The organism is Frankia sp. R43 (assembly GCF_001306465.1).
GTDB lineage: Bacteria > Actinomycetota > Actinomycetes > Frankiales > Frankiaceae > Parafrankia > Parafrankia irregularis.
Window position 1 is genome coordinate 1,637,256 of sequence record NZ_LFCW01000001.1, and the last position, 24,285, is coordinate 1,661,540.

The 24,285-nt window shown below is 70.9% G+C and carries 23 protein-coding genes and 1 tRNA gene; 2 read left to right on the forward strand and 22 right to left on the reverse strand.

Annotated elements, in window-relative coordinates; genetic code table 11:
- Positions 1-16: 16 nt before the first annotated feature.
- Complete coding sequence (locus tag ACG83_RS06165) at positions 17-607, forward strand: cob(I)yrinic acid a,c-diamide adenosyltransferase (RefSeq protein WP_054565075.1); 591 nt, start codon at positions 17-19, stop codon at positions 605-607.
- 276 nt (positions 608-883) lie between these two features.
- Here the strand turns inward: ACG83_RS06165 and ACG83_RS06170 are convergent, their stop codons facing one another.
- The 22 genes from ACG83_RS06170 to ACG83_RS06280 form a co-directional block, all read right to left on the reverse strand.
- On the reverse strand, positions 884-1,141 hold the full coding sequence (locus ACG83_RS06170) for a F0F1 ATP synthase subunit epsilon (protein ID WP_006544715.1): 258 nt from the start codon (positions 1,139-1,141) through the stop codon (positions 884-886).
- A complete protein-coding gene (gene atpD / locus ACG83_RS06175; protein WP_054565076.1) occupies positions 1,141-2,580 on the reverse strand; it encodes a F0F1 ATP synthase subunit beta in 1,440 nt (479 codons plus the stop codon). Before atpD ends, ACG83_RS06170 begins: the two co-directional genes overlap by 1 nt.
- A 92-nt stretch (positions 2,581-2,672) precedes the next feature.
- The gene (locus tag ACG83_RS06180; protein ID WP_054565077.1) at positions 2,673-3,569 is read right to left on the reverse strand and encodes a F0F1 ATP synthase subunit gamma; all 897 of its coding nucleotides are present in this window, start codon (positions 3,567-3,569) and stop codon (positions 2,673-2,675) included.
- Positions 3,570-3,572: 3 nt separating this feature from the next.
- Entirely contained in the window at positions 3,573-5,231 is a 1,659-nt protein-coding gene (gene atpA, locus ACG83_RS06185) for a F0F1 ATP synthase subunit alpha (protein WP_054565078.1), read from the reverse strand.
- Between the two features lie 99 nt (positions 5,232-5,330).
- A complete protein-coding gene (locus ACG83_RS06190) occupies positions 5,331-6,170 on the reverse strand; it encodes a F0F1 ATP synthase subunit delta (RefSeq protein ID WP_054565079.1) in 840 nt (279 codons plus the stop codon).
- Positions 6,171-6,172: 2 nt separating this feature from the next.
- Positions 6,173-6,751 (reverse strand): F0F1 ATP synthase subunit B, encoded by a 579-nt coding sequence (locus tag ACG83_RS06195; protein WP_054565080.1) that lies wholly within the window; start codon positions 6,749-6,751, stop codon positions 6,173-6,175.
- A 13-nt stretch (positions 6,752-6,764) separates the two neighbouring features.
- The gene (locus tag ACG83_RS06200) at positions 6,765-7,016 is read right to left on the reverse strand and encodes an ATP synthase subunit C (protein ID WP_054565081.1); all 252 of its coding nucleotides are present in this window, start codon (positions 7,014-7,016) and stop codon (positions 6,765-6,767) included.
- Positions 7,017-7,085: 69 nt separating this feature from the next.
- On the reverse strand, positions 7,086-7,961 hold the full coding sequence (atpB, locus tag ACG83_RS06205) for a F0F1 ATP synthase subunit A (RefSeq protein ID WP_054565082.1): 876 nt from the start codon (positions 7,959-7,961) through the stop codon (positions 7,086-7,088).
- A 386-nt stretch (positions 7,962-8,347) separates the two neighbouring features.
- Positions 8,348-8,704, reverse strand: coding sequence for an AtpZ/AtpI family protein (locus tag ACG83_RS42050; RefSeq protein WP_083473037.1), 357 nt, complete (start codon positions 8,702-8,704; stop codon positions 8,348-8,350).
- 6 nt (positions 8,705-8,710) lie between these two features.
- Complete coding sequence (locus ACG83_RS06215; protein WP_006544706.1) at positions 8,711-9,205, reverse strand: hypothetical protein; 495 nt, start codon at positions 9,203-9,205, stop codon at positions 8,711-8,713.
- A complete protein-coding gene (locus ACG83_RS06220) occupies positions 9,202-10,311 on the reverse strand; it encodes an MraY family glycosyltransferase (RefSeq protein ID WP_006544705.1) in 1,110 nt (369 codons plus the stop codon). Before ACG83_RS06220 ends, ACG83_RS06215 begins: the two co-directional genes overlap by 4 nt.
- A 100-nt stretch (positions 10,312-10,411) precedes the next feature.
- Complete coding sequence (gene glyA, locus ACG83_RS06225; RefSeq protein ID WP_054565083.1) at positions 10,412-11,668, reverse strand: serine hydroxymethyltransferase; 1,257 nt, start codon at positions 11,666-11,668, stop codon at positions 10,412-10,414.
- Between the two features lie 178 nt (positions 11,669-11,846).
- Positions 11,847-12,500 (reverse strand): L-threonylcarbamoyladenylate synthase, encoded by a 654-nt coding sequence (locus ACG83_RS06230; protein WP_198955703.1) that lies wholly within the window; start codon positions 12,498-12,500, stop codon positions 11,847-11,849.
- Positions 12,497-13,609, reverse strand: coding sequence for a peptide chain release factor N(5)-glutamine methyltransferase (gene prmC, locus ACG83_RS06235; protein ID WP_054565085.1), 1,113 nt, complete (start codon positions 13,607-13,609; stop codon positions 12,497-12,499). Before prmC ends, ACG83_RS06230 begins: the two co-directional genes overlap by 4 nt.
- Entirely contained in the window at positions 13,606-14,676 is a 1,071-nt protein-coding gene (prfA, locus tag ACG83_RS06240) for a peptide chain release factor 1 (protein WP_054565086.1), read from the reverse strand. The genes prmC and prfA overlap by 4 nt, the downstream gene beginning before the upstream one ends.
- Before the next feature lie 102 nt (positions 14,677-14,778).
- Positions 14,779-15,015, reverse strand: a complete 237-nt coding sequence (rpmE, locus tag ACG83_RS06245; RefSeq protein WP_006544700.1) for a 50S ribosomal protein L31 — start codon at positions 15,013-15,015, stop codon at positions 14,779-14,781.
- A gap of 261 nt (positions 15,016-15,276) precedes the next feature.
- A complete protein-coding gene (gene rho, locus ACG83_RS06250; RefSeq protein ID WP_054565087.1) occupies positions 15,277-17,631 on the reverse strand; it encodes a transcription termination factor Rho in 2,355 nt (784 codons plus the stop codon).
- A gap of 510 nt (positions 17,632-18,141) precedes the next feature.
- Complete coding sequence (thrB, locus tag ACG83_RS06260; protein WP_200931273.1) at positions 18,142-19,107, reverse strand: homoserine kinase; 966 nt, start codon at positions 19,105-19,107, stop codon at positions 18,142-18,144.
- Between the two features lie 59 nt (positions 19,108-19,166).
- A complete protein-coding gene (gene thrC / locus ACG83_RS06265; RefSeq protein ID WP_054565088.1) occupies positions 19,167-20,291 on the reverse strand; it encodes a threonine synthase in 1,125 nt (374 codons plus the stop codon).
- Positions 20,288-21,601: a homoserine dehydrogenase gene (locus tag ACG83_RS06270; protein WP_347280159.1), complete on the reverse strand. Its 1,314-nt coding sequence runs from the start codon at positions 21,599-21,601 to the stop codon at positions 20,288-20,290. Before ACG83_RS06270 ends, thrC begins: the two co-directional genes overlap by 4 nt.
- Before the next feature lie 5 nt (positions 21,602-21,606).
- Positions 21,607-23,310 (reverse strand): arginine--tRNA ligase, encoded by a 1,704-nt coding sequence (gene argS, locus ACG83_RS06275; protein ID WP_054565089.1) that lies wholly within the window; start codon positions 23,308-23,310, stop codon positions 21,607-21,609.
- Between the two features lie 223 nt (positions 23,311-23,533).
- A complete protein-coding gene (locus ACG83_RS06280; protein WP_006539829.1) occupies positions 23,534-23,920 on the reverse strand; it encodes a response regulator transcription factor in 387 nt (128 codons plus the stop codon).
- A 73-nt stretch (positions 23,921-23,993) separates the two neighbouring features.
- Between ACG83_RS06280 and ACG83_RS06285 the strand changes: the two genes are divergently transcribed.
- Positions 23,994-24,065, forward strand: a tRNA-Arg gene (locus tag ACG83_RS06285).
- The last annotated feature ends 220 nt before the right edge of the window (positions 24,066-24,285 follow it).

Here is a 24,285-nt window from a genome sequence, read left to right on the forward strand (position 1 = left end):
CCCATACAGTGACGGCATGGCGGTGCACCTGACCCGGATCTACACCCGGACCGGCGACGACGGGACGACGGCGCTGGGCGACATGTCGCGGGTGCCGAAGACGTCGGTGCGGCTGGCGGCCTACGCGGACGTCGACGAGACGAACGCGGCGATCGGGGTGGCGCTCGCCCTCGGGGATCTCGGCGCTCTCGGAGAACTCGGCGCCGAGGTGCGGGAGACGCTCGCCCAGGTGCAGAACGACCTGTTCGACGTGGGTGCGGACCTGTGCTCCCCCGTGGTCGCGGAGCCGAAGTACCCACCGCTGCGGATCACCGACACGTATGTCGACCGGTTGGAGGAGGCCTGCGACCGGTACAACGAGACGCTGACGAAGCTCAACTCGTTCATCCTGCCGGGGGGCACTCCCGCCGCGGCACTGCTCCACGTGGCACGCACCGTGGCCCGTCGGGCCGAACGGTCCTGCTGGGCGCTGCTCGAGGCGGAGCCGGACAGCACGAACCCGCTGCCCGCCCGCTACCTGAACCGCCTGTCGGACCTGCTGTTCATCCTGTCCAGGGTCGCGAACCCCGACGGCGACGTGCTGTGGAAGCCCGGCGCCGGAGGCTGAGCGAACGCCGCCGGCAGGCTCGAGCACCCCGGCCGCCGGCTACCCGCCGCGCCACCGGAGGCTCAGCTCGTCCGAAGAGTTGAGGATTTCGGTCGTTCCCACGACCGAAATCCTCAACTCCTGCCCGGGAGCAGGGCTCTCCGTAAAGAAGCGGAGAAGCGGTCGGATTCCGGTTCCGGGGGAAAACGGATCTGGCCCGGGCTCGGCGCTGGCGGCGTGCCAGCACCGGAAACCGGGCCAGAGTCAGAACAACAGTTCAGAACAAAGGAGTGCAGGTCAGGCGACCGTCGCGCTTTCCGCGAGGATGCTGACGCCCTCCTTGGTGACGGACAGGAAGCCGCCGTCGACACCGGCGGAGATCTCCTGCGAGCCGACCTTCACGCGGACGACCTGGTCACGGACCAGGACCGCCAGCATCGGGACGTGACCCGGCAGGACACCGATGTCGCCCTCGACGGTCCGGGCGACGACCATGTCGGCGTCGCCGGACCACACCTCCTGCTCGGGCGAGACGATCGCCACCCGCATCGGCATTACAGGTTCTCCGCGTTCTTCTCGGCGTCCTCGATCCCGCCGCACATGAAGAACGCCTGCTCGGGCAGGTGGTCGTAGTCGCCCTGGGTGAGCTTGCGGAACGACTCGATCGTCTCCGCGACCGGGACGAACTTGCCGGGGATACCGGTGAACTGCTCGGCCACGAAGAACGGCTGCGACAGGAACCGCTGGATACGACGGGCCCGGTTGACGAGGATCTTGTCCTCTTCGGAGAGCTCGTCGATGCCGAGGATGGCGATGATGTCCTGCAGGTCCTTGTAGCGCTGCAGGATCCGCTGCACCTCACGGGCGGTGTCGTAGTGCGCCTGCCCGATGTAGCGCGGGTCCAGGATCCGGGAGTTCGAGTCGAGCGGGCTCACGGCCGGGTAGATACCCAGGTCGGAGATCGCTCGGTCGAGCACCGTGTTGGCGTCGAGGTGGGTGAACGTCGTCGCCGGAGCCGGGTCGGTCAGGTCGTCCGCGGGCACGTAGATCGCCTGCAGCGAGGTGATCGAGTGGCCACGGGTCGAGGTGATCCGCTCCTGCAGGGCGCCCATCTCGTCGGCGAGCGTCGGCTGGTAGCCCACAGCGCTGGGCATCCGGCCGAGCAGCGTCGACACCTCGGAACCGGCCTGGGTGAACCGGAAGATGTTGTCGATGAACAGAAGCACGTCCTGCTTCTGCACGTCCCGGAAGTACTCGGCCATGGTGAGGGCGCCGAGGGCGACCCGCAGCCGGGTGCCGGGCGGCTCGTCCATCTGGCCGAAGACGAGGGCGGTGTCGTCGATGACGCCGGCCTCGGTCATCTCCAGGAAGAGGTCGTTGCCCTCACGGGTGCGCTCGCCGACACCGGCGAACACCGAGACGCCACCGAACTCCTTGGCGACTCGACGGATCATCTCCTGGATGATGACGGTCTTGCCGACGCCGGCGCCGCCCATCAGACCGATCTTGCCGCCTCGTACGTACGGGGCGAGCAGGTCGATGACCTTGATGCCGGTCTCGAACATCTCGGTCTTCGACTCGAGCTGGTCGAAGGTCGGCGCCGAGCGGTGGATCGGCCAGTAGGTCTGGGCGTCGACGCTGTCCACGTCGAGCGGCCGGCCGAGCACGTTGAACACGTGCCCCTTGGTGGCGTCCCCGACCGGGACGGAGATCGGCGCGCCGGTGTCCTGCACCGGAGCGCCGCGGACGAGGCCGTCGGTCTGCTGCATCGAGATCGCGCGGACGGTGTTGTCGCCGATGTGCTGCGCGACCTCGAGGGTGAGGACCGCGGTCTCACCGTTGATGGTGCGCTCCACGTGCAGCGCGGTGTAGATCTCGGGCAGTTCGTCGGGTGCGAACTCGACGTCGACGACCGGGCCGATGACTCGGGCGACTCGGCCGGTCCCCGGAGTCCGGCCCTCCGCCGTGGCCGGCGAGCTGGTGGTGACGGTCATGGCGTCCTCGGTTTCACTGTCGTTGCCCGCCGCCGCGGGCTTCGGGCTTGACGTTCTGCGGTGTCGACGGGCCGGAGTCTCACACCTGCCCCCTAGGCGTTGGACGCCAGGGCGTTCGCGCCACCCACGATCTCGGAGATCTCCTGGGTGATCGCGTCCTGCCGGGCCCGGTTCGCGGCGCGGGTGTAGGTCTTGACCAGTTCCTGGGCGTTGTCGGTCGCCGACTTCATGGCCCGCTGGCGGGCGGCGGACTCGGAGGCCGCCGCCTCCAGCAGCGCCGCGTACAGGCGGCTTTCGACGTACCGCGGCAGCAGGGCGTCGAGCACCGCCTCGGCCGACGGCTCGAACTCGTAGTTCGGCAGCGGACCGCCGGGCGGCGGCTCGTCGTGCTCACGCAGCACCATCGGGAGCAGCCGGTGCGCGACCGGGGTCTGGGTCATCGCACTGACGTACTCGGTGAAGACGAGGTGGATCTCGTCAACGCCGCCCTCTTCGGTCGGGGTGGTGAACGCGTCGATCACCGCGTCCGCCACCGCCTTGGCGTCGCCGTACCCGGGCTGCTCCGAGAAGCCGGTGTACTCACCGGCCAACGAGCGGCCGCGGAAGCGGTAGTAGGACACCGCCTTGCGGCCGACGGCGTAGAGCACCGGCTCCTTGCCCTCTTCGCGCAGCAGCTCGACGAGCTCACCGGCGCGCTTGAGCGCGTTGGAGCTGTAGCCGCCGGCGAGGCCGCGGTCACTGGTGACCACGACCACGGCGGCGCGGGCCGGCTGCGCACGCTCGGTGGTGAGCGGGTGCGCGATCGTCGTCTGCGAGGCCACCGCCGTGATCACACGGGTGATCTCGTCCGCGTACGGCCGGGACGCGGTGACCCGCGCCCTGGCCTTGGCGATCCGCGAGGCGGCGATCAGTTCCATCGCCTTGGTGATCTTCTTGGTCGAGTTGACCGTCTTGATCCGCCGGCGGTACTCGCGCAGCTGGCCCGCCATGGGTCAGCGGCCCTTGTTCTCGGACGGCTTCGCGTGGTGGACGGCGATCTCCTCACGCTCGACCGCGGACGGGTCGAGCGCCTCCGGAGTCGCCTCGTTCACCAGCGGGCTGCCGCTCGACAGGGTGAACTGCTGCTTGAACTCGGCGATTGCCGAGGTCAGCGAGCCGATCGTGTCGTCGCCGAGCTTGCCGGTGTTCACGATCGCGTCGTAGATGCCGGGGTGGACCCGCCCGACGAAGTCGAGGAACTCGGTCTCGAAGCGGCGGATGTCCTCGACCGGGACATCGTCCAGCTTGCCGGTGGTGCCGGCCCAGATGGAGACGACCTGGCGCTCGACGGAGAACGGCTTGTTCTGGGGCTGCTTGAGCAGCTCCACCAGCCGTGCACCGCGGGCGAGCTGGTCGCGCGAGGCCTTGTCCAGGTCGGAACCGAAGGCCGAGAAGGCCTCCAGCTCGCGGTACTGGGCGAGGTCGAGCCGGAGCCGGCCGGCGACCGACTTCATCGCCTTGACCTGCGCGCTACCCCCGACTCGGGAGACCGAGGTACCGACGTTGATCGCCGGCCGGACACCCTGGTTGAACAGGTCGGACTCCAGGAAGATCTGCCCGTCGGTGATCGAGATGACGTTCGTTGGGATGTAGGCCGAGATGTCGTTGGCCTTCGTCTCGATGATCGGCAGCCCGGTCAGCGAACCGCCGCCCAGCTCGTCCGAGAGCTTCGCGCAGCGCTCCAGCAGGCGGGAGTGCAAGTAGAAGACGTCGCCCGGGTAGGCCTCACGGCCCGGCGGGCGGCGCAGCAGCAGCGAGATGGCCCGGTAGGCCTCGGCCTGCTTGGAGAGGTCGTCGAAGACCACCAGCGCGTGCTGCCCGTTGTACATCCAGTGCTGCCCGATGGCGGAACCGGTGTACGCGGCGATGTACTTGAAGCCGGCCGGCTCGTCCGCCGGGGCGGCGACGATGGTCGTGTAGGCCAGCGCACCGGCCTCTTCAAGAGTGTTGACCACCTCGCGAATGGTCGACTTCTTCTGGCCGATGGCGACGTAGACGCACTTGACCTGCTTCTTCGGGTCGCCGCTGAGCCAGTTGTCACGCTGGTTGATGATCGCGTCGATCGCGACCGTCGTCTTGCCGGTCTGCCGGTCGCCGATGATCAGCTGCCGCTGACCACGGCCGATGGCGGTCATCGCGTCGATGGCCTTGATGCCGGTCTGCAGCGGCTCCTTGACCGGCTGGCGCTCCACGACCGACGGCGCCTGCAGCTCGAGGGCACGGTTGCCCTCGGCCACGATGTCGCCGAGGCCGTCGACCGGACGGCCCAGCGGGTCGACGACCCGGCCGAGGAAGCCGTCGCCCACCGGAACGGAGAGGATCTCTCCGGTGCGGCGGACCTCCTGGCCCTCCTCGATGTGCTCGGCCTCGCCGAGGATGACGCAGCCGATCTCGCCGACCTCGAGGTTGAGAGCGAGGCCCAGCACGCCGCCGTGGAACTCCAGCAGCTCGTTGGTCATCGTGTGCGGAAGGCCCTCGACCCGCGCGATCCCGTCACCGGTCACGACAACGCGGCCGACCTCCTCCCGTTCACCGGAGGTGGCCTGGAAGGAGTCGACGTACTCCCGGAGGGCGTCGCGGATCTCCTCCGGCCGGATGGACAGCTCAGTCATCGCGTTGGTCCTTCATGGCTGACGTGGATCTGGTCATAGGTCGTCACTGCCGGCCCTGGCCTCGGGCCCGCTCTGCGCTCGCCCATCGCGCGTCCAGGCCTAGCCCGTCAGCCCGCGGCGGGCCGCGGCGAGCCGGCGCAGGACGGTGCCGTCCACGACCTCGTCGCCGACCCGCACGGACAGACCGCCGAGGATGGACGGGTCGAGGTCGATCTGGAGCTGGATCTGCCGGCCGAAGAAACGGCTGACCGCCGCCTTCAGCCTTGCGATCTGGTCTTCGTCGAGCACGCTCGCGGTGCGGACCACCGCGACCACCCGCCCGCGGCGGGCGGCCGCGATCCGGCTCAGATGCTCCAGACGCCGTTCGACGTCACCCTGCGAGGGGTCGGCCGTCGCCTGCTGAGCCAGCCGGACGGTCACCGGATGGGCCCGGTCGGACAGCAGCCGGGACACCAGGGCGGCCTTCGCCGACGCCGGCGCGGCCGGGTCGGTGAGCGCGAGGGAGAGCTGCGGGTTCTGCCCGAGGATCCGGCCGAACCGGAACAGCTCGTCCTCCACCTCGTCCAGCACGTCAGCCGCCTGTGCCTCGGCCAGGGTGGCCTCGACCGCGAGCTCCTCCAGTGCGAGGCGCAGGTCGATCGGCCGGGACCAGCGGCCGGAGACGGCCGCTGAGACCACGGAGAGCGACGCCGGGCTGATCTGGGTACCGAACAGGCGGCTGGCGAGACCCGCCCGCGACTGCGCCGGCGCACCGGGATCGGTCAGCGCACGGCGCACCGTCGCCTCACGGCCGACGAGCGCCGCGACCGCTCCGAGCTCCTCGGCGATCGCGCGCACATCGGGCTGCCCCGAGCCGGTGGTGGCGCCGACCGGCACCGCCGTCACCTGGTCGAGGACCGACCTGGCGGCGGCGAGTGACTGCCGGCTGGCTCCCTCCACCGTCAGGCCCCCGGCCCGGCCGGGGCGGCCGCTGGACGCGGCGCCTCGTCGAGACCCGCAATGAAGTCGTCGACGAGCTGCCGCTGGCTCGCGTCGCTCTCAAGCTCGTGCCCGACGATGCGGGTGGCGAGCTCGAGCGCGATCTCGCCGATCTCGCGGCGCACCGACGCCACGACCTGGGCCCGTTCGGCCACCAGTGTCGCGTCGGCGCGTTCCCGGATCTCGGCGACTTCCTGCTGGGCCTGCGCGCGCAGTTCCTCGACGATCTGCCGCCCCTGGGCCTGGGCGTCCTCGCGGATGCGAGCCGCCTCGGTCCGGGCTTCGGCGAGCTGGGCGCGGTACTGCTCGAGCAGGACCTGTGCCTCCGCCTGCGCCGTCTCGGCGCGCTTGAGGCCACCTTCGATGCGTTCGGTCCGTTCCGCATAGGTCTTGCGGACCTGCGGATAGACCTTCCAGAAGAAGAAGCCCACGAGCAGGCCGAAGGCCAGCAGGCCGACGATCAGCTCAGCGAGCGGCGGCACAAGGACGCTGTCCTCGTGCGCGGCGCCTTCTTCGGCGGCGAGAATGAGTGTATCCAGCACCAGGCGCCCCGGATCAGGTGAAGACGAACGGCACGACGAAGCCGATGAGGGCAAGCGCCTCAACGACGGCGAAGCCGATCAGCATGTAGCGGAAAGCCACCTGCTCGGCCTCGGGCTGGCGAGCGATCGCCTGGACACCCAGACCGAAAATGATGCCGACGCCGATGCCGGGACCAAGGGTGGCGATGCCGTAGGCCACCGTCCCGATGTTGCCGCTGATGGCATCATCAGCGGCAAGCAACGCGGACGACGCGAGGAGAGACATCGTTTAGATCCGTCCTTCTGTGGTCGATGCACCGGGGGCTCTCCCACGGTGCGCGTGGGTCGTTTGGCTTCAGGCCCGCGCCACCGCGACAGCGGCGACCGGTTCGCTGTGTTCGTGGTCGTGGGCGTGGTCCGCACCGTGGTCGCCCCCGTGCGAGGAGATCGCTCCACCGATGTAGGCGGCCGTCAGGACCGTGAAGATGTAGGCCTGCAGGACGTCGATCATCAGCTCGAAGGCGGTCAGGCCGATCGCCACCACGCCGGAGACCGCACCGAAGATGAACTGCGGCCTGGGCAACAGGTAGTCGGCGCCGAGAGCGAACACGAGCAGCAGCATGTGGCCGGCGAACATGTTGGCGAACAGCCGGATGGCCAGCGTGGCGGGCCGGGCGATGATGGTCGAGACGAACTCGATCGGCGCGAGAATGATCTTGACGAACAGCGGTGCGGTCGGCGCCGGGACCAGCATGTCCTTGAAGTAGGTGCCGAACCCGTGCTCGCGGATACCGACGGCGTTGAAGATCACCCAGCTGGTGAGCGCGAGGATCAGCGGTAGCGCGATCCGGGACGTCGTCGGGAACTGCGCGACCGGAATGACCGCCAGGACGTTCGAGACCAGAATGAAGCAGAAGAGAATGGTCAGATACGGAGCAAAAGTCTTGCCCCGCTCACCGATCACGTTTCGCGCGATCGAGATATCGACGAAGTCGTAGATCGACTCACAGAAGTTCTGCAGGCCGCGCGGTACCAGCGTCGCCTTGCGGAACCCCAGCCAGAGGAAGCCTCCGACGAAGAGCGACACGAACAGCGTCAGCGCGGACCACTTGTTGAAGTAGAAGTCGATCGGCCCCAGGTCGAACTCAAACCAGCTCTTCGGCTTGAAGACGCTGGGATCCGGCCCTTGGAAGCCGTCGTCGGCCACCGCGAGCAGCGATCCGCTCGGCACTTCCGGTACCTCCAAGATCATTTATGCTGACAAAGTTCGCGATCCCCCCAGGACTGGATCGACCTCACCCTATACGGGATGGGCCGCCGCCCCGGGCAATCAAAGACAAGCGGAGGACCGCCGAGCGCTACCCGTTCATTGCTTCGGTGGCAGGGGACTCACTGTCCCGGTACCGATGCGGTCGAAGCGGGGCGCCCAGTGCCGACAGCATCCACAGACGCTCCTCGACAGGGCAGATGCTATCCGGCCGGGCGCGTGAGAGCACTCGTTGCAGGACTAAGATCTCCGACGGACGGTCGAACGTTCATCTTCCGTTGGGTTTTTGGACATATTGTCACACTACGTTGTCGATGCGTCGCCCAACGCCCCGTCAACGACACGCTCCGTCAACGGCGCGCGCCGAAACGGTAGATGACCAGATAGATCGAGGCGACCATACCGACGACAAGCCCGATCGGAAAGAACACGGGGCCGAAGCCCGCCAGGTGATCGACACCAAAACCCACCAGCCCCCAGAACCCACCGCCGGCCACGAGTGTGCCGATGATGCCCCAGGCCTCTCCCGGCGGCGGGCCGGCATCGACCGGTCCCGATCTTAGTCTTTCATCCTTTTCACCACTGCCCTTTTTGCCCGAATGGCCGCGATTCCGCCCATTGGTGCTATCCGCCGCCACGTTGCGCCTAATCCGGGCTGACGACCTGTCCAGCGCCGCGCCCACCTCGGACTGTCTGCCGCTGACCATGCTTGCCTACAGCTCCTCGTGTGACGGCGCGGCCGCGGCGGAGGTGCCCCCGGACGGGCGCCCCTGGGCGGAGAAAAGCGGCGCGACCCGGGACGGGTCGAAGGTCTGCGGATCGTAGAACGGCACCCGCAGCCGGGCGGCGACCCACACCTCGGCCCCCACCCAGCACAGCGTGGCCGCCATGATCGACCAGGCGAAGCTGGGCAGGTCGATCGCGGTCGCGTCCCGCAGGGCGAGCAGGACCACGCCGAGGACAGCCACCTTCGCCGCGTAGACGCCGAGCGCCGCCGGCAGCAGCATCGTGGTGGCGCCGCGGCGGGCCACCGCGACCAGCGCGAGCTTGCCCAGCGCGAAGAAGGCCGCGACCAGGCCGACGGCGAGGGCGGCCCCCGCCACCCCGGACGCACCCCGCAGGACACCCCCGAGGGTCAGCACGACGACCAGCAGGGCGGCCATCGCGCACAGGCCGGCACGCAGCGCGGGCAGCGCGGTGGCGATCATGCCCGACGCGCCGCTCGCTGCCCGGTGAGCAGCAGGGCGACCAGCGCGAGCAGGCCCACACCGACGGTCGCGGCGAGGATCGGGAGCGGCGAGTCCGAGAAAGATGCCGCCACTCCCCCGAAGCCGACGAGCGCGGCCCAGAAGTACATCAGCAGAACCGCCCTGACATGGGAGTTTCCGATGGAAAGAATTCGATGATGTAGATGCATTTTGTCCGCAGCGAACGGCGAGCGACCCGCCTTCGTGCGCCGGATCACCGCCAGCCCGAAGTCCAGCACCGGCACGGCAAGCACCGCGAGCGGAATCGCCAGCGGGATAAGCGACGGTAGCTGCCGGGAGGGTCCAGCGTAACCCCCGTACGCGACCTGGCCCGTCACCGAGATCATCGAGGCCGCCGAAAGGAGCCCGATGAGCATCGATCCCGAGTCCCCCATGAACAGCCGGGCCGGATTGAAGTTGTGCGGCAGGAAGCCGACGCAGACACCCGCCGTGACAGCGGCGAGCAGGGCCGCCGGCGAGGCCCGGTAGAAACCGTTGATCACCGCGATCTGATAGGCGAAGTAGAAGGTCGCCCCGGCCGCGATCGCGGCGACGCCGGCGGCGAGCCCGTCCAGGCCGTCGATGAAGTTCATCGCGTTGACCAGGATGAGCGTCGCGAGAATGGACAGCGGCACAGCGGTTTCGGGCCCGAAGCTGATGGTGGTCTGGCTGTCCCGGTCGATCGCGAAGGACCATTGCACACCCAGCAGGACCATGACCCCCGCCGCGGCCACCTGGCCCGCGAGCTTGGTCAGCGAGTCCAGCTCCCAGCGGTCGTCGGCCACCCCGAGCAGGCAGATCAGCGTCCCCGCGACGAGCACCGCCCTCGTCTCCGACCAGTCCTGGGAGACCACGGAGAGAAAGGGAAGCCGGTCCGCCACCTCGAGGCCGGCGTAGAGCCCGGCGAGCATCGCCAGACCGCCGAGGCGCGGCGTCGGGGTCGCGTGCACGTCGCGGGCCCGCGGCCACGCGACCGCACCGATGCGGAAGGCGATCCAGCGGGCGACCGGAGTCGTGAGGAAGGTGACCGCCGCCGCGACCGCGAAGACGAGCAGGTACTCGCGCATGTCAACTCATTCCGCAGTTCATCGTTCGCGCACTCGGTGCGCCCCCTCGGTGCAGGTCCTCAAGACAGGGCCGGTCGGACGGACGGTCGCTCCCGGCCCACTACCTCGGATACGCGGGGAAACGCGTGACCAGCGCGGCCACCGCCACCGTCACCTCCGGCGCGGACTCCGGCTCGCGGACAGCCCGGGAGATCAGACTGGAGATCTCCTTCATCTCACCCTCCCGCATGCCCTGGGTCGTCACCGACGGGGTGCCGACCCGGACACCGGACGAGACCGCCGGCGGCTGCGGATCGAACGGGATGGCGTTCTTGTTGAGCGTGATGCCGGCCGCGCCGCAGCGTGCCTCCGCCTCGCGGCCGGTGACGCCCAGCTCCTGAAGATCGAGCAGGGCGAGATGGGTGTCGGTGCCACCGGCGACCGGTCGCAGCCCCTCGGCGGCGAGCCCGCCCGCCAGCGCCTGGGCGTTGGCGACCACCTGCCGCGCGTAGGCCGCGTACTCGGCGGTGGCGGCCTCCCGCAGGGCCACCGCCTTGGCCGCGATCGCGTGCATCAGCGGGCCACCCTGGCTGAACGGGAAGACCGCCTTGTCGATGCGCGACGCCAGCTCCTCCCGGCAGAGGATCATGCCCCCGCGCGGCCCCCGCAGGACCTTGTGGGTCGTGGCGCTGACGACATCCGCGTAGGGCACCGGACTGGGCACCGCACCACCGGCGACCAGGCCGATGAAGTGCGCCGCGTCGACCAGCAGCCAGGCTCCCACCTCGTCGGCGATCGAGCGGAAGGCGGCGAAGTCGATCAGCCGCGGGTACGCCGTCGCACCACAGATGATCATCTTGGGCCGGTGCTGCAGGGCGAGCTGACGGACCTCGTCGTAGTCGATGAGCTCGGTGTCCCGGCGGACTCCGTAGCCCACGACGTCGAACCAGCGGCCGGAGAAGTTCACCCGGCTGCCGTGGGTGAGGTGCCCGCCGTGCGGCAGCGACATCGCCAGCACCGTGTCGCCCGGCGTGAGCAGAGCCGCATAGACGGCGAAGTTCGCCTGGGCGCCGGAATGCGGCTGCAGGTTCGCGTGGTCGGCGCCGAACAGGGCCCGCGCCCGCGCGATCCCGATCTCCTCGGCACGGTCGACGACCTCGCAGCCGCCGTAGTACCGCCGCCCCGGATAGCCCTCGGCGTACTTGTTCGACAGGGTCGAGCCCAGCGCCGCGAGCACCGCCGGGGAGGTCAGGTTCTCACTGGCGATCAGTTGCAGACCGCCGCGGAGCCGGTCGAGCTCGCCCAGCACGACCGAGGCGATCTCGGGATCGGTGGCCCGCAGCTGGTCGAAGTCCGGGCCCCAGAACGGGGTGCTCATGATGCGTTCACCTCCCGCGGCTGCAACGCCAGGATAAGTCCGGCCGCCGCGGCACCGCGCGTCGCCGCCATCCCATCCGGCCGGGCACCGGCCCGCCGCGCCACCGGAACACCTGCGGGCAAAGGGCCGACGACGGCCAGGGGTCGACGACGGCCGGGCGGTCAGCGACGCGCGAAGATCAGCGGCGCACGGGCTCCGCGATGTGCGGCACCACCGAGCGCAGCGCCTCGAGGTCCACCGCGCCCTCCCGGACGACCACCGGGACGGTCCCGGTGCAGTCCAGGATCGTCGAGGCCTTGCCGACCGGCGTCCGGCCCCCGTCGAGGTAGACGTCGACCGCACCGCCGAGCTGCGCGAGCGCGTCATGGGCCGTCGTCGCGGGCGGACGCCCGCTGATGTTCGCGCTGGACACGGCCATCGGGCCGGTCCTGGTCAGCAGCTCGATCGCCACCGGGTGCAACGGCATCCGGACCGCGACGGTGCCCCGGGCGTCGCCGAGATCCCAGCTCAGCGACGGCGCATGGTTGACGACCAGCGTCAGCCCGCCCGGCCAGAAGGCCCGCACGAGGTCACGAACCTGATCGGTGACCTGCTCGACCAAGCCGTCGAGGGTCCGCCAGGAGCCGACCAGCACCGGGACGGGCATGTCACGGCCCCGGCCCTTCGCCCCGAGCAGGCACCCCACCGCAACCGGGTCGAAGGCGTCCGCACCGATGCCGTACAGCGTGTCCGTGGGCAGCACCACGAGCCTGCCGCTGCGGACGGCGGCCGTGGCGGCGTCGAGTCCGGCGGCGCGTCGATCCTGCTCCGCGCAGTTGAACACCTGCATCATGCGTCCTCTCCGGCGCCGCGCCGCCGGCCCCGCTCCGGCGGGTTCCAGCGGGCCGTGACGAACCTGTCCCGCCCGGCGAGATCAGGATGATCAACGATATGAGACCACAGGCCGGCCCATCCCGCGCCGCCGGACGGCCCGCTCGCAGCAGGCCCGTGCGCGGACGGCCCACTCTCGGACGGCCCGCTCTCGGACGGCCCACTCTCGGCCAGCAGGGCGGGAACAGCCTGGCCGTGCTCGTCGGCGTGCTCCATGACCAGCACGCCGCCCGGGCGCAGCAGGACAGCGGCGGCGGCCACGACAGCCCGGGGGCCGTCCAGCCCGTCCGGTCCGCCCCACAGCGCGGCCGGCGGGTCATGGCGGCCCACCTCGGGCTCGACCAGTGCGCGGTCGCGGTCGGGAAGATAGGGAGGGTTGCTGACCACCAGGTCGACCCGCCCAGCCAGGTCGGCGAGCGCAGCCCGCACCGGCGGCGCTGGCGGGCGCCCCGTGCCGATGCCAGTGCCAGTGCCGGTGTCGGTGTACGCGGAGATGCCGACATCAGCCTGGTGCACATGCACCGGCAGCCCGGTGCGCTCGACGTTACGGCGCAGCCAGTCGAGCGCGGACGGCTCGATCTCCACCGCGTGGACCTGGGCGGCCGGGAACTCGTCGGCCAGTGCCAGGGCGATCACACCCGATCCAGCGCACAGATCAACACAGACCGGGCGGGCGACCCCCAGCGAGCGCAGCGCCGCCAGCGCGCCCTCGACGACCCACTCCGTCTCCGGGCGTGGGATGAAAACCCCCGGGCCGACGGCTATGTCCAGCCGGCGGAAGCCCGCGACACCGGTCAGGTGCTGCAGGGGAACTCGGCCCGCCCGCCGTTCGACCAGCGCCCGAAGCTCGGCCGCCGCGGCGGCGTCGATCAGGTCGACCAGGGCCAGCCGGCCGCGGGAGACGTCCAGCACGTGTGCGGCGAGCTGCTCCGCGTCGCCGCGGGGACTACCCACCCCGGCGGCCTCCAGACGTGCCGCGGCAGAGATCAGCTCGTCCCGCAGAAGAACGGAATCGTCCCCGGCCGCCGCCGAGACGCCGGTGCCCGCCGCCGCGATCCGCGGCAGGGTCACGGGGCCGCCACCATCCGGGCTGCCTGGTCCGCCTCGATCAGGGCGTCGACCACGGCGTCGAGGTCTCCGTCGAGCACCTGCTCGAGGTTGTGCGCCTTGTAGTTGATCCGGTGGTCGCTGATCCGGTTCTCCGGGAAGTTGTACGTGCGGATCTTCTCGGAGCGGTCCACGGTGCGCACCTGGCTCGCCCGGGCGGCAGCGGCCTCCGACTCGGCCTTCTCCCGGGCGGCGGCGAGCAGCCGCGACCGCAGGATACGCATCGCCGACTCCTTGTTCTGGAGCTGGCTCTTCTCGTTCTGGCAGGAGACGACCACCCCGGTCGGCAGGTGGGTGATGCGCACGGCCGAGTCGGTGGTGTTCACGCTCTGACCGCCCGGGCCGGAGGAGCGGAAGACGTCGATACGCAGGTCGTTCGGGTCGACGTCGACGTCGACGTCGGCCGCCTCGGGGAGGACCAGGACGCCGGCCGCGGAGGTGTGGATCCGCCCCGCCGACTCCGTCACCGGCACCCGCTGCACCCGGTGCACCCCGCCCTCGAAGCGCAGCCGCCCGAAGACACCCTGGCCGGGTCCGGCGGAGCCGCGGGCCTTCACCGCGACGCTCACATCCCGGTAGCCGCCGAGATCGCTCGGGTTCGCGTCCAGGATCTCGGTTCGCCACCCGCGCCGCTCGGCGTACCGCAGGTACATCCGCAGCAGGTCGCCGGCGAACAGCGCCGACTCCTCGCCGCCGGCGCCGGCCTTGACCTCGAGAATGGCGTCCCGGCTGTCGTCGGGGTCGGTCGGCACGAGCCAGGCACGCAGACGGCTGGCGAGCTCGGCCCGACTGTCCTCCAGCGCCGTGATCTCGTCACGGAACGACGCGTCCTGCTCGGCGAGCTCACGGGCCGCTTCCAGGTCACCCTCGACGCTCTCCAGCCGCAGGGCGAGATCGACCGGGGTGGCAAGCTCGGCGTACCGACGGGTGAGCTCCCGCGCCACCGACGGATCGTTGTGAATGGCAGGATCCGCCAGCCGCTTCTCGATGTCGGCATGCTCGGCGATCATGCTCGCGAGCGGGGAGGTCATCGCTGTTCCTTCAGTCATCGGGCCGTGCAGCATCGGGGCCGGGCAGCCGCCAGGACGCGAACGGCGCCCGCCCGGGGGTCCGGAACGGGCGCCGTGGACGGCCTACTTCGCGCCGCCGGCCTTGTCGCCTGGCCGGCGCCGACCGAAGCGACGCTCGAACTTCTCCACACGACCACCGACGTCCATGATCTTCTGCTTGCCCGTGTAGAACGGGTGGCACTGCGAGCAGACCTCGGCGCTGATCGCGGCGTTGTCCTTGGTCGAGCGCGTGGTGAACGTGCTCCCGCAGGTGCAGGTCACGACCGTCTCGTGGTACGTCGGGTGAATGTCAGCCTTCATGGTCCCTCTTCCGATGTGGCCGCCGGGTCGCCGCCGCGGGCGCGGAGGGCGTGAACCGGAGCCGCTGTTCCAGTAACGCTGCTGTTCGGGGTAACGCTGGTGTGTCGCTGGTGTTCCCAGTCTGCCAGACCCGTCCGACCGGACCCGGCCAGCAGCACTCGACAACGCCTCCGGCGAGCCTCGATGTTCCCCGGGGCCCGTCGGAGGCGTCGTCGCGCCGGTCCGCGCCGGTCGGTGAGCCCTTCCGGCGACGGAACAGGCTCAGTCCTGCGGCGGCGCGGTCTTCGCGATCTGCATCAGGAACTCGTAGTTCGTCCTGCTCTGCTTGAGCCGGTCGAGCAGCAGGTCGAGCGCCTGCTGCGGCTCCCGGGTGTGCAGGACGCGCCGCAGCTTGTGCATGATCACAAGCTCCTCGGGCGCCAGCAGGATCTCCTCCTTGCGGGTTCCGGAGGCGTCGACGTCCACCGCCGGGAAGGTCCGCTTGTCGGCGATCTTGCGGTCGAGCTTGAGCTCGGCGTTGCCGGTGCCCTTGAACTCCTCGAAGATGACCGTGTCCATCGTCGACCCGGTCTCGACCAGCGCGGTCGCGATGATCGTCAGCGAGCCGCCGTTCTCGATGTTGCGCGCCGCGCCGAGGAACCGCTTCGGCGGGTAGAGCGCCGTCGAGTCGACACCACCGGACAGGATCCGCCCGGACGCCGGCGCCGCCAGGTTGTAGGCACGGCCGAGCCGGGTGATCGAGTCCAGCAGGACGACGACGTCATGCCCCAGCTCGACGAGCCGCTTGGCCCGCTCGATGGACAGCTCGGCCACGTTGGTGTGGTCGGCCGGCGGGCGGTCGAAGGTCGAGGCGATGACCTCGCCCTTCACCGACCGCTGCATGTCGGTGACCTCCTCGGGACGCTCGTCGACGAGCACGACCATGAGGTGGCATTCGGGGTTGTTCGTGGTGATCGCGTTCGCGATCGCCTGCAGGACCATCGTCTTGCCGGCCTTCGGCGGGCTGACGATCAGTGCCCGCTGGCCCTTGCCGATCGGCATCACCAGATCGATGACCCGGGTGGTCAGCATGTGCGGCTCGGTCTCCAGCCGCAGCCGCTCCTGCGGGTACAGCGGGGTGAGCTTGTGGAACTCCGGCCGGCCGCGCGCCTCGTCCGGCTCCATGCCGTTGATCGTGTCGAGCCGGACCAGCGCGTTGTACTTGTCCCGGCGCTGCTCGCCCTCCTGCGGCGCGCGCACGACGCCGGTGATGGCGTCGCCGCGGCGCAGGCCGTTGCGCCGGACCTGGGCGAGGCTGACGTACACGTCCGTCGGGCCGGTCAGGTACCCGCTTGTCCGGATGAACGCGTAGTTGTCGAGCACATCGAGGATGCCCGCGACCGGCACGAGGACGTCGTCCTCGCGCACCGTCGGCTCGGTGTCGGCCGGGCCGCCCTGGCCACCGCGGCCACGGTTGCGGCCACGCTCGCGGAATCGGCCGCGGCGCCGGCTGCCGAACTCGTCGTCGCCCTGGCCCGCGCCGTCGCCCGGCACGGAGGAGCGGTCCCCGGCGGGGGCCCGGTCACCGGAGCGCGTCCGGTCCGCGCCGCCACGGTCACGGTCGCCGCCGCGGTCGCGGTCCCCGCCGCGGTCACGGTCGCCGGTCCGGTCGCGGTCGCCGGTCCGGTCACGGTCTCCCGCGCGGTCCCGGTCGCCCGCGGGCTGCGAACGGCCCTGACGGTCGTTGCCGGAGCGCTCCGCCCGGTCGCCCGAACGGTCCCGGTCGCCAGACCGGTCGCGGTCGCCAGACCGGTCCCGATCGCCGGACCGATCCCGGTCAGCGGAACGGTCCGCCCGGTCACGGTCGCCGGAGCGCTCCCGGCGGTCGTCACGGCTGCGGGTGGGGGCCTCGGAGCCGCCGGCCGCGGCACGCGGCGCGGCGGCCACCGGCGCGGTCGCGGCCGGGGCCTCGGCGGCGGCCTGGGGGCGGACAGCCTCCTCGGCCGGCTCGCCGGCGGCCGGCGGCGCGGACGGCAACGTCTGCTGCTCACCAGCAGGACTCGTCACCCCGCGGGAGGCACCACGCCGGCCACGTGCCCGGGCCGGGGGCGCGGACGGCGCCTCGGTGCCGGTCGGCGCCGCCGCGCTGGGCGCGCCGCCCTGCGTCGGCGCGGTGGCGGCCTTCTCCTCGGCCGGCGGCGCTGCGGTGACGGTGGCGCCCGCGGAGGCGGGCTTTTCCGACACGGCCTGGTCGGCGGTGGCGGAGGCTACGGAATCGGCGGCCGCCGTCGGCGCCGCTGAGGATCTGGGCACCGGTCGGGTCGCCGCGTCTCCACTCTGAACGTTCTGTATGGCTGCGATCAGCTGGCCCTTGCGGAGTCGACCGACTCCGGGGATGCCCATCTGCGAGGCCATGGCCTGCAGCTCAGGCAGAAGCATCGCGGACAGGCCGGTGCCGGACCTCCGGCGCCGGGGAGCCGTGGCCGATCCGGCCGAAGCGGCGTGGTTGCCGTTCGAGTCGATCGGGTCGGCCGAGTCCACGGTCGTCGTGCCGGCCGCAGCGGGACTGTCGACGGGCGAGGCAGGCGCCGCAGACTCACGTGCGCTGTCGGGCAGCACGTCGGTGGTGTCGCTCAAGGTTTTCCTTCCTGGAAGGAACCGGCCTCTCAGGCCGGGCGTAGCGTGTGAACTTTCTTCGCCTGCGCGCATGCCGGATGTGTGGAGATGCAGCACCATTTGAACGGCGAGCAACGCGCCCTCAAAGGCCCTGACGGCCGACAGCCGCGAGCGAACCCGATTTCCCGCCGACAGGTGCCGGTACGCCAGCCGAGGCAACGGCGACGAGGCTTGAAGCACCGGGATCCCTGACCAGGACCAGCCACCGTGTGCGACCGATCGCTGAGGTGAGGCTCCACCACAGCTTGGTCACCACGAAGGACCAGATCAGGCTGGCGGGGGCGAGCACGCGCCGCGGCGGCAGCGGGTGCAGTCATCAGACTATCCAGACGGAGACACCTCGGCAACAACCTAGAGACCTCTGGATCTCTCGATGACGTCACGAGGGACTCTCGATGACTACCCGCAGCCCCTTCCTGGCACCCAAACCGGTCGGGTGCCGCCATTTGTACACCAGTAGGAGTTAGCCGACTACTCCCGGGAGTCGACGGTCTCCACCTGTACGCCCTCGGCGTCGAGAGTCAGCGGGATCACCGAGAACCCGGGCGCGGCCACGCCGATCGCGGCCGCGGCCTGACCCCCGCCGACGGCGAGCGCGACGACGGAGGGCCCCGACCCGGACAGCGCCGCCGGGATTCCCTCCGCGCGCAGCCGCCGCACCAGATCCGCGGACGCGGGGAGCAGGGGCAGCCGGTAGGGCTGGTGCAGGCGGTCCTCGGTCGCGGCGAGCAGGAGCCTGGAACGCTCGGCACCCACGGCCACGGCGGGTTCCGCGCCGCTGAGCGCGAGAGCCAACAGGGTGGCCCGCCCGAGGTTCACCGCCGCGTCGGCGTGCGACACCTGCTCGGGCAGCACACCCCGCGCCTGTTCGGTCGACTGCCGGCGGGATGGGACGAAAAGGACGGGTCGTACCTCACCCGCCGGTTCGACCCGCAGCGTCTGCGGAACGCCCGCCTCGAACCAGGCCACGGTAAGACCACCGAGGAGCGCAGCCGCGACGTTGTCCGGATGGCCTTCGATCGCGGTCGCCAACCGAAGCCGGCCGGCCGGGCCGAGCGGGGAGCCCGCAAGGGTGTCGGCCGCCGCTACTCCCGCCACGATCGCCGCGGCCGACGAGCCCAGCCCGCGGCCGTGCGGGATCCGGTTCACGCAGCGCAGCGCCAGGCCGGGCTGAGCCCAGCCGATCTCGTCGAAGGTGGCCCGGATAGCCCGGACCACAAGGTGATCCTCGGTGGCGGGCACAACGTCCGGGCCGACCACGTCAATGGTGAGACCAGATCGCGTCGGGTGGACGGACACCTCGTCGTACAGGCCGAGGGCGATCCCGAGGGCGTCGAAGCCCGGCCCGAGGTTCGCGCTGGACGCCGGTACTCGCAGCCGGACCCCGCCTGCCGCCGGCTCACCAGCTTGCTCCGCCGCCTCCACGGACGTGCTCACCGCGACGCCGGTGGCGTGCGTGGCTTCGTGGGCTGCGGCGGCCCGACCACCGACGGCTGTCACAGGTTGCGCAGGCCAAGGGCCTGCGCGGCCCCGGCGACGGTCGGCGGGATGGTCTCGGGCTTCGCGGCTCCGCTGATGGCCCAGTCGGGGTCCTTGAGACCGTTGCCGGTGACCGTGCAGACCACGCGCTGACCGGCGTCCAACCGACCGTCGGCGTGGGCGGCCAGCAGCCCGGCGACGCTGGCGGCGCTGGACGGCTCGACGAAGACGCCCTCACGGCGTGCGAGGAGCCGGTAGGCGGCGAGGATCTGGCGGTCGTTGACCGCATCGATGAGGCCACCGGAGGCATCGCGGGCATCGGTCGCGAAATCCCAGGACGCAGGATTGCCGATGCGGATCGCGGTGGCGATGGTCTGCGGCGCGGTCACGACCTCACCGCGCACGATGGGCGCCGCACCGGCGGCCTGGAAGCCGAACATGCGCGGGCGGCCGCTGCCGACCCGGGTGTCCTCCTCCACGTAGCCACGCCAGTAGGCCGTGATGTTCCCGGCGTTCCCGACCGGGAGGCAGTGCACGTCCGGCGCCTGGCCGAGCGCCTCCACGATCTCGAAGGCCGCCGTCTTCTGGCCTTCGAGGCGGTGTGGATTGACCGAGTTGACCAGGGTCACGGGGAACGTGTCGGCCAGCTCGCGGGCGACGCGCAGGCAGTCGTCGAACGAGCCGCTGACCTGCAGCAGGCGCGCCCCGTGGACCAGCGCCTGAGCCAGCTTGCCGAGCGCGATCTTGCCACTGGGCACGAGCACCGCGCAGGTGAGCCCGGCCCGGGCTGCGTAGGCCGCAGCCGAGGCCGAGGTGTTCCCCGTGGAGGCGCAGATGACGGCCTGGGAGCCCTCCCCCACCGCACGGCTGATCGCGACCGTCATGCCCCGGTCCTTGAAGGAGCCCGTCGGGTTGGCCCCTTCGACTTTGAGATGAACATCACACCCGGTCAGCTGCGACAGGTGATCCGCGTGCAGGAGCGGCGTGCCGCCTTCCCGCAGGGTGATGACCGGAGTCTCCGGCGTGACCGGCAGCCGGTCCCGATACTCCTCGATGATCCCGCGCCAGGCCCGCGGCAGCTGCCCGGAGACCTCAGCGGAGCTCGACGCACTCGAAACCGGCATCGACGACATCGTGGTCATGACTCAACTCCCTCGACCCGTACCACGCCTGACACTGCCCGTACCCCGTCGAGGACACGTAGGTCCTCGACGGTCGCGGACAGCGCCGCGTCCGCGGCCGGATGGGTGACCAGGACGAGGCTGGCGTCGTCGCCACGGCCGTCCTGACGAACACTTCTGATGGAGACATCGTGCCGGGCGAACGCACCGGCCACCGACGCCAGCACACCCGCCTTGTCCGTGACGTCGAGCTGCAGGTGGTAGCTGGTGACCGTCGGCCCCATCGGCAGGACCGGCAGCGCCGCGTACGCGGACTCCCCCGGGCCCTGTCGGCCCGCGATGCGGTTGCGGGCGACCGCGACCACGTCACCGAGGACCGCCGAGGCGGTCGGCGCGCCGCCCGCCCCGCGGCCGTAGAACATGAGCTGACCGGCGGCCTCGGCCTCGACGAAGACCGCGTTGAACGCCTCGCGCACACCGGCGAGCGGATGCGAGCGGGGAATCATCGCCGGGTGGACCCGCAGGCTGATGCCCGGCCGGTCGCCGGCGCGCTCGGCGATCACGAGGGCCTTCACCGTGCAGCCGAGCTCACGGGCGCTGGCGATGTCGGCGGCGGTCACCCCGCGGATGCCCTCCCGGTAGACATCGTCGATGGTCACCCGGGTGTGGAACGCGAGCTGCGCGATGATCGCCGCCTTGGCGGCGGCGTCGAAGCCGTCGATGTCCGCGGACGGATCAGCCTCCGCATACCCGAGCGCGCCGGCCTCGGCCAGCGCGTCGTCGAAGGAGGCCCCGGTCTCGTCCATCCGGGTGAGGATGTAGTTCGTCGTGCCGTTCACGATGCCGAGGACACGGCGGATCCGGTCCCCCGCGAGGCTTTCGCGCAGTGGCCGCAGCAGCGGGATCGCGCCCGCCACCGCGGCCTCGTAGTACAGGTCGACACCCGCGGCGGCCGCCGCGTCGTGCAGCAGCGAACCGTGCGTCGCGAGCAGCGCCTTGTTCGCACTGACCACGGATTTCCCGGACTGCAGCGCGGCGAGCAGCCAGCTGCGCGCGGGCTCGATGCCGCCGACGACCTCGATCACGATGTCGATGTCATCCCGGGCGACCAGCGCGCCGGGATCGGTGGTGAGCAACGCCCGGTCGACCGCGATCCCGCGGACCCGGTCGGGGTCACGGACAGCGATGCCGGCGATCTCCAGCGGAGCGCCGACCCTGGCGGCCAGGTCGTCGGCATGCGTGCGCAGCAGACGCACCACCTCGGTGCCGACGACGCCGCAGCCGAGCATCGCGATTCTCATCGGGCGCGGACGCCCCCCGTCGATCGTCATTCGCCTCACATCCGTTCCGGCGCGCCGACGCCGAGCAGATGCAGCCCGTTCGCGAGGACGACCCGGGTCGCCTCGACCAGCAACAGCCGGGCGGCCGTCAGCGCTGTCGCCTCCTCGTCGCCCTGGGGCAGCACGCGGCAGGAGTCATAGAAGCGGTGGTACGTCCCGGCCAGCTCCTCCAGATACCGGGCGATGCGGTGCGGCGCCCGCAGGGCGGCCGCCGACTCGATCACCCGCGGCAGCTCACCCAGCGCCCCGAGAAGCTCCACCTCCCGCTGATGGGTGAGCAGCGACACGTCGACCGCCTCGAGGTCGAACGCCGGATCGGCGGAGGTCGCCAGACCCAGCGCGGCCGCGTTGCGGATCAGCGAGCTGATCCGGGCATGTGCGTACTGGACGTAGAAGACCGGGTTGTCGTTGGTCTGCCGCGCGATCACGTCGAGGTCGAGGTCGAGCGACGAATCCATCGACGCCCGGACCAGCGAGTACCGCGCCGCATCGACGCCGACCGCATCCACCAGGTCGTGCAGTGTCAGGAACGTGCCGGCACGCTTGGACATCTTCACGGCCACCCCGCCCCGCGACAGGGTCACCAGCTGGCCGATGATCACATCCAGGGTCTGCTCGGGATCGTCACCGAAGCACGCCGCGATCGCGCGCAGCCGCCCGATGTAGCCGTGGTGGTCAGCGCCCAGCAGGTAGCAGAGCCGGTCGAACCCACGGCGGCGCTTGTCCCGGTAGTAGGCCGCGTCGGCGCAGAAGTAGGTCGGGTGCCCGTCGCTCTTGACCAGGGCGCGGTCCTTGTCGTCGCCGAAGTCGGTGGTGCGCAGCCACACCGCGCCGTCCGCGTCGAAGACGTGCCCCTTCGCCCGGAGCTCCTCGATGGCCGCGGTCAGCTCGCCGGCCTCGTGCAGGCTCCGCTCCGACTTCCACAGGTCGAACTCGACCCCGAAGCCGGCCAGCGTCGAACGGATCTCCGCGAGCATCATCTCGACGCCGTCGCGAGCGCAGACCGCGAGTGCCTTTTCATCCGCCACCTGGCCACCGGACCCGGCGGCGACGAGCTGCTCCAGGCCGGGGTTCGCCGCCACGACCCGCGCGGCGATCTCGGCGACATAGGCGCCGTGGTACCCGTTCTCGGGCGCGGGCTCGCCGCGCAGCGCGGCCAGGATCGACGCCCCGAACCGCTCGACCTGCACCCCGGCGTCGTTCACGTAGTACTCGGTGCCGACCTCGTAGCCGGCCGCCGCCAGCACCCGGGCCAGCGCGTCACCGACCGACGCCCAGCGTGTGGACGCCAGCGTCACCGGGCCGGTGGGGTTCGCACTGACGAACTCCAGGTTCACCCGCAGGCCCCGAGGCGTGGTCGCACGGCCGTAGGCCGCACCGCCACGGACGACGGCCTGCGCGATCCCGCCGAGGGCGGCGCCGGCGAGCCGGATGTTCAGGAAGCCGGGCCCGGCCACCTCGACCTCCGCCACGCCCGGGTGCGTTCGCAGGCGCGCCGCGAGAAGCTCGGCCACCTGCCGGGGCGGGCGGCGGGCCGCCTTCGCCAGCTGCATGGCGACCGGTGACGCGTAGTCACCGTGCTCTGGTTGCCGCGGGCGCTCGATCGTGACCGTGGTGGGCACGGGCACATCAAGCTCACCGCCTGCGACGGCATCACGAACGGCCGCGACGATGGAGTCGGCCAGCTCGGCGGGGGTCATGTCGCGATGCTATCGGCGCGCCTGCCCATTCCGGTCGCCGCGCGTACGGACCGGGCGGCGAAGGGTGCCGCGCCCCGTTCGGCATCGCCCCAGGCAGCGCCCACTGGAGACCTTCCGCACGCAGTCGGTGGCGTCTTCAGGAAGGTCACGGAAGGACACACCGGCACCAGCCCCCGCCGCGCCGCCGGCATGTGCGCCGATCCCCGCTACCGGAGCCGGGCCCTCAGACCGGCTGGCCCGCCGCGAGGCGACTGACCACCCCGATCAGCAGATCGGGGTCGAACGGCTTCGTCAGGTAGTAGTCCACGCCGAGGCGCGCACCGCGTTTGACGTCGGCCTCCTGCGCACGCGCGGTAAGCATGATCACTTTGATGCCGGCCGTCGCCGGGTCGTCACGCAGCCGCGCGGCGACGTCCCAGCCGTTCACCCGCGGCATCATGATGTCCAGCGTGATCACCTGCGGCGCGATCTCATGGACCCGCTCAAGACAGTCAGCACCGTCGACAGCGGTGTGCACCTCGAAACCTTCCAGTTCGAGGTTGACGACCACGAGCTGACGGATCACGGCGTCGTCGTCCACGACGAGCACGCGGGGGGCGCTGAAGTACACGGGCGAAGCTTACGGGCACCGGGTTGCACAGTCTGCCGATCCCACCTGGTACGGTATGCCTCGTTGCCCTGGAGCCCCCGTAGCTCAGGGGATAGAGCACCGCCCTCCGGAGGCGGGTGCGCAGGTTCGAATCCTGCCGGGGGCACACGACTTGGGATGCTTTGTGCCCAGCGGGGCTGGGGTTTGGCGTCGTGTCAGTTTGTTGGGGGGCGCCACCCAAGCCCCCCGGGCGGCCGGCGCTCTTGGGTGGCCGGGGTTTTTATGGTGGCTTGCGGGGCTTGGCTCGTCGCCAACGCCGCGCGATCGGTGCCTGGGTGGGTTCGTGCGTGGCCAGCGGTTCGCAGATCTTCGCCTCGCCCAGGTCG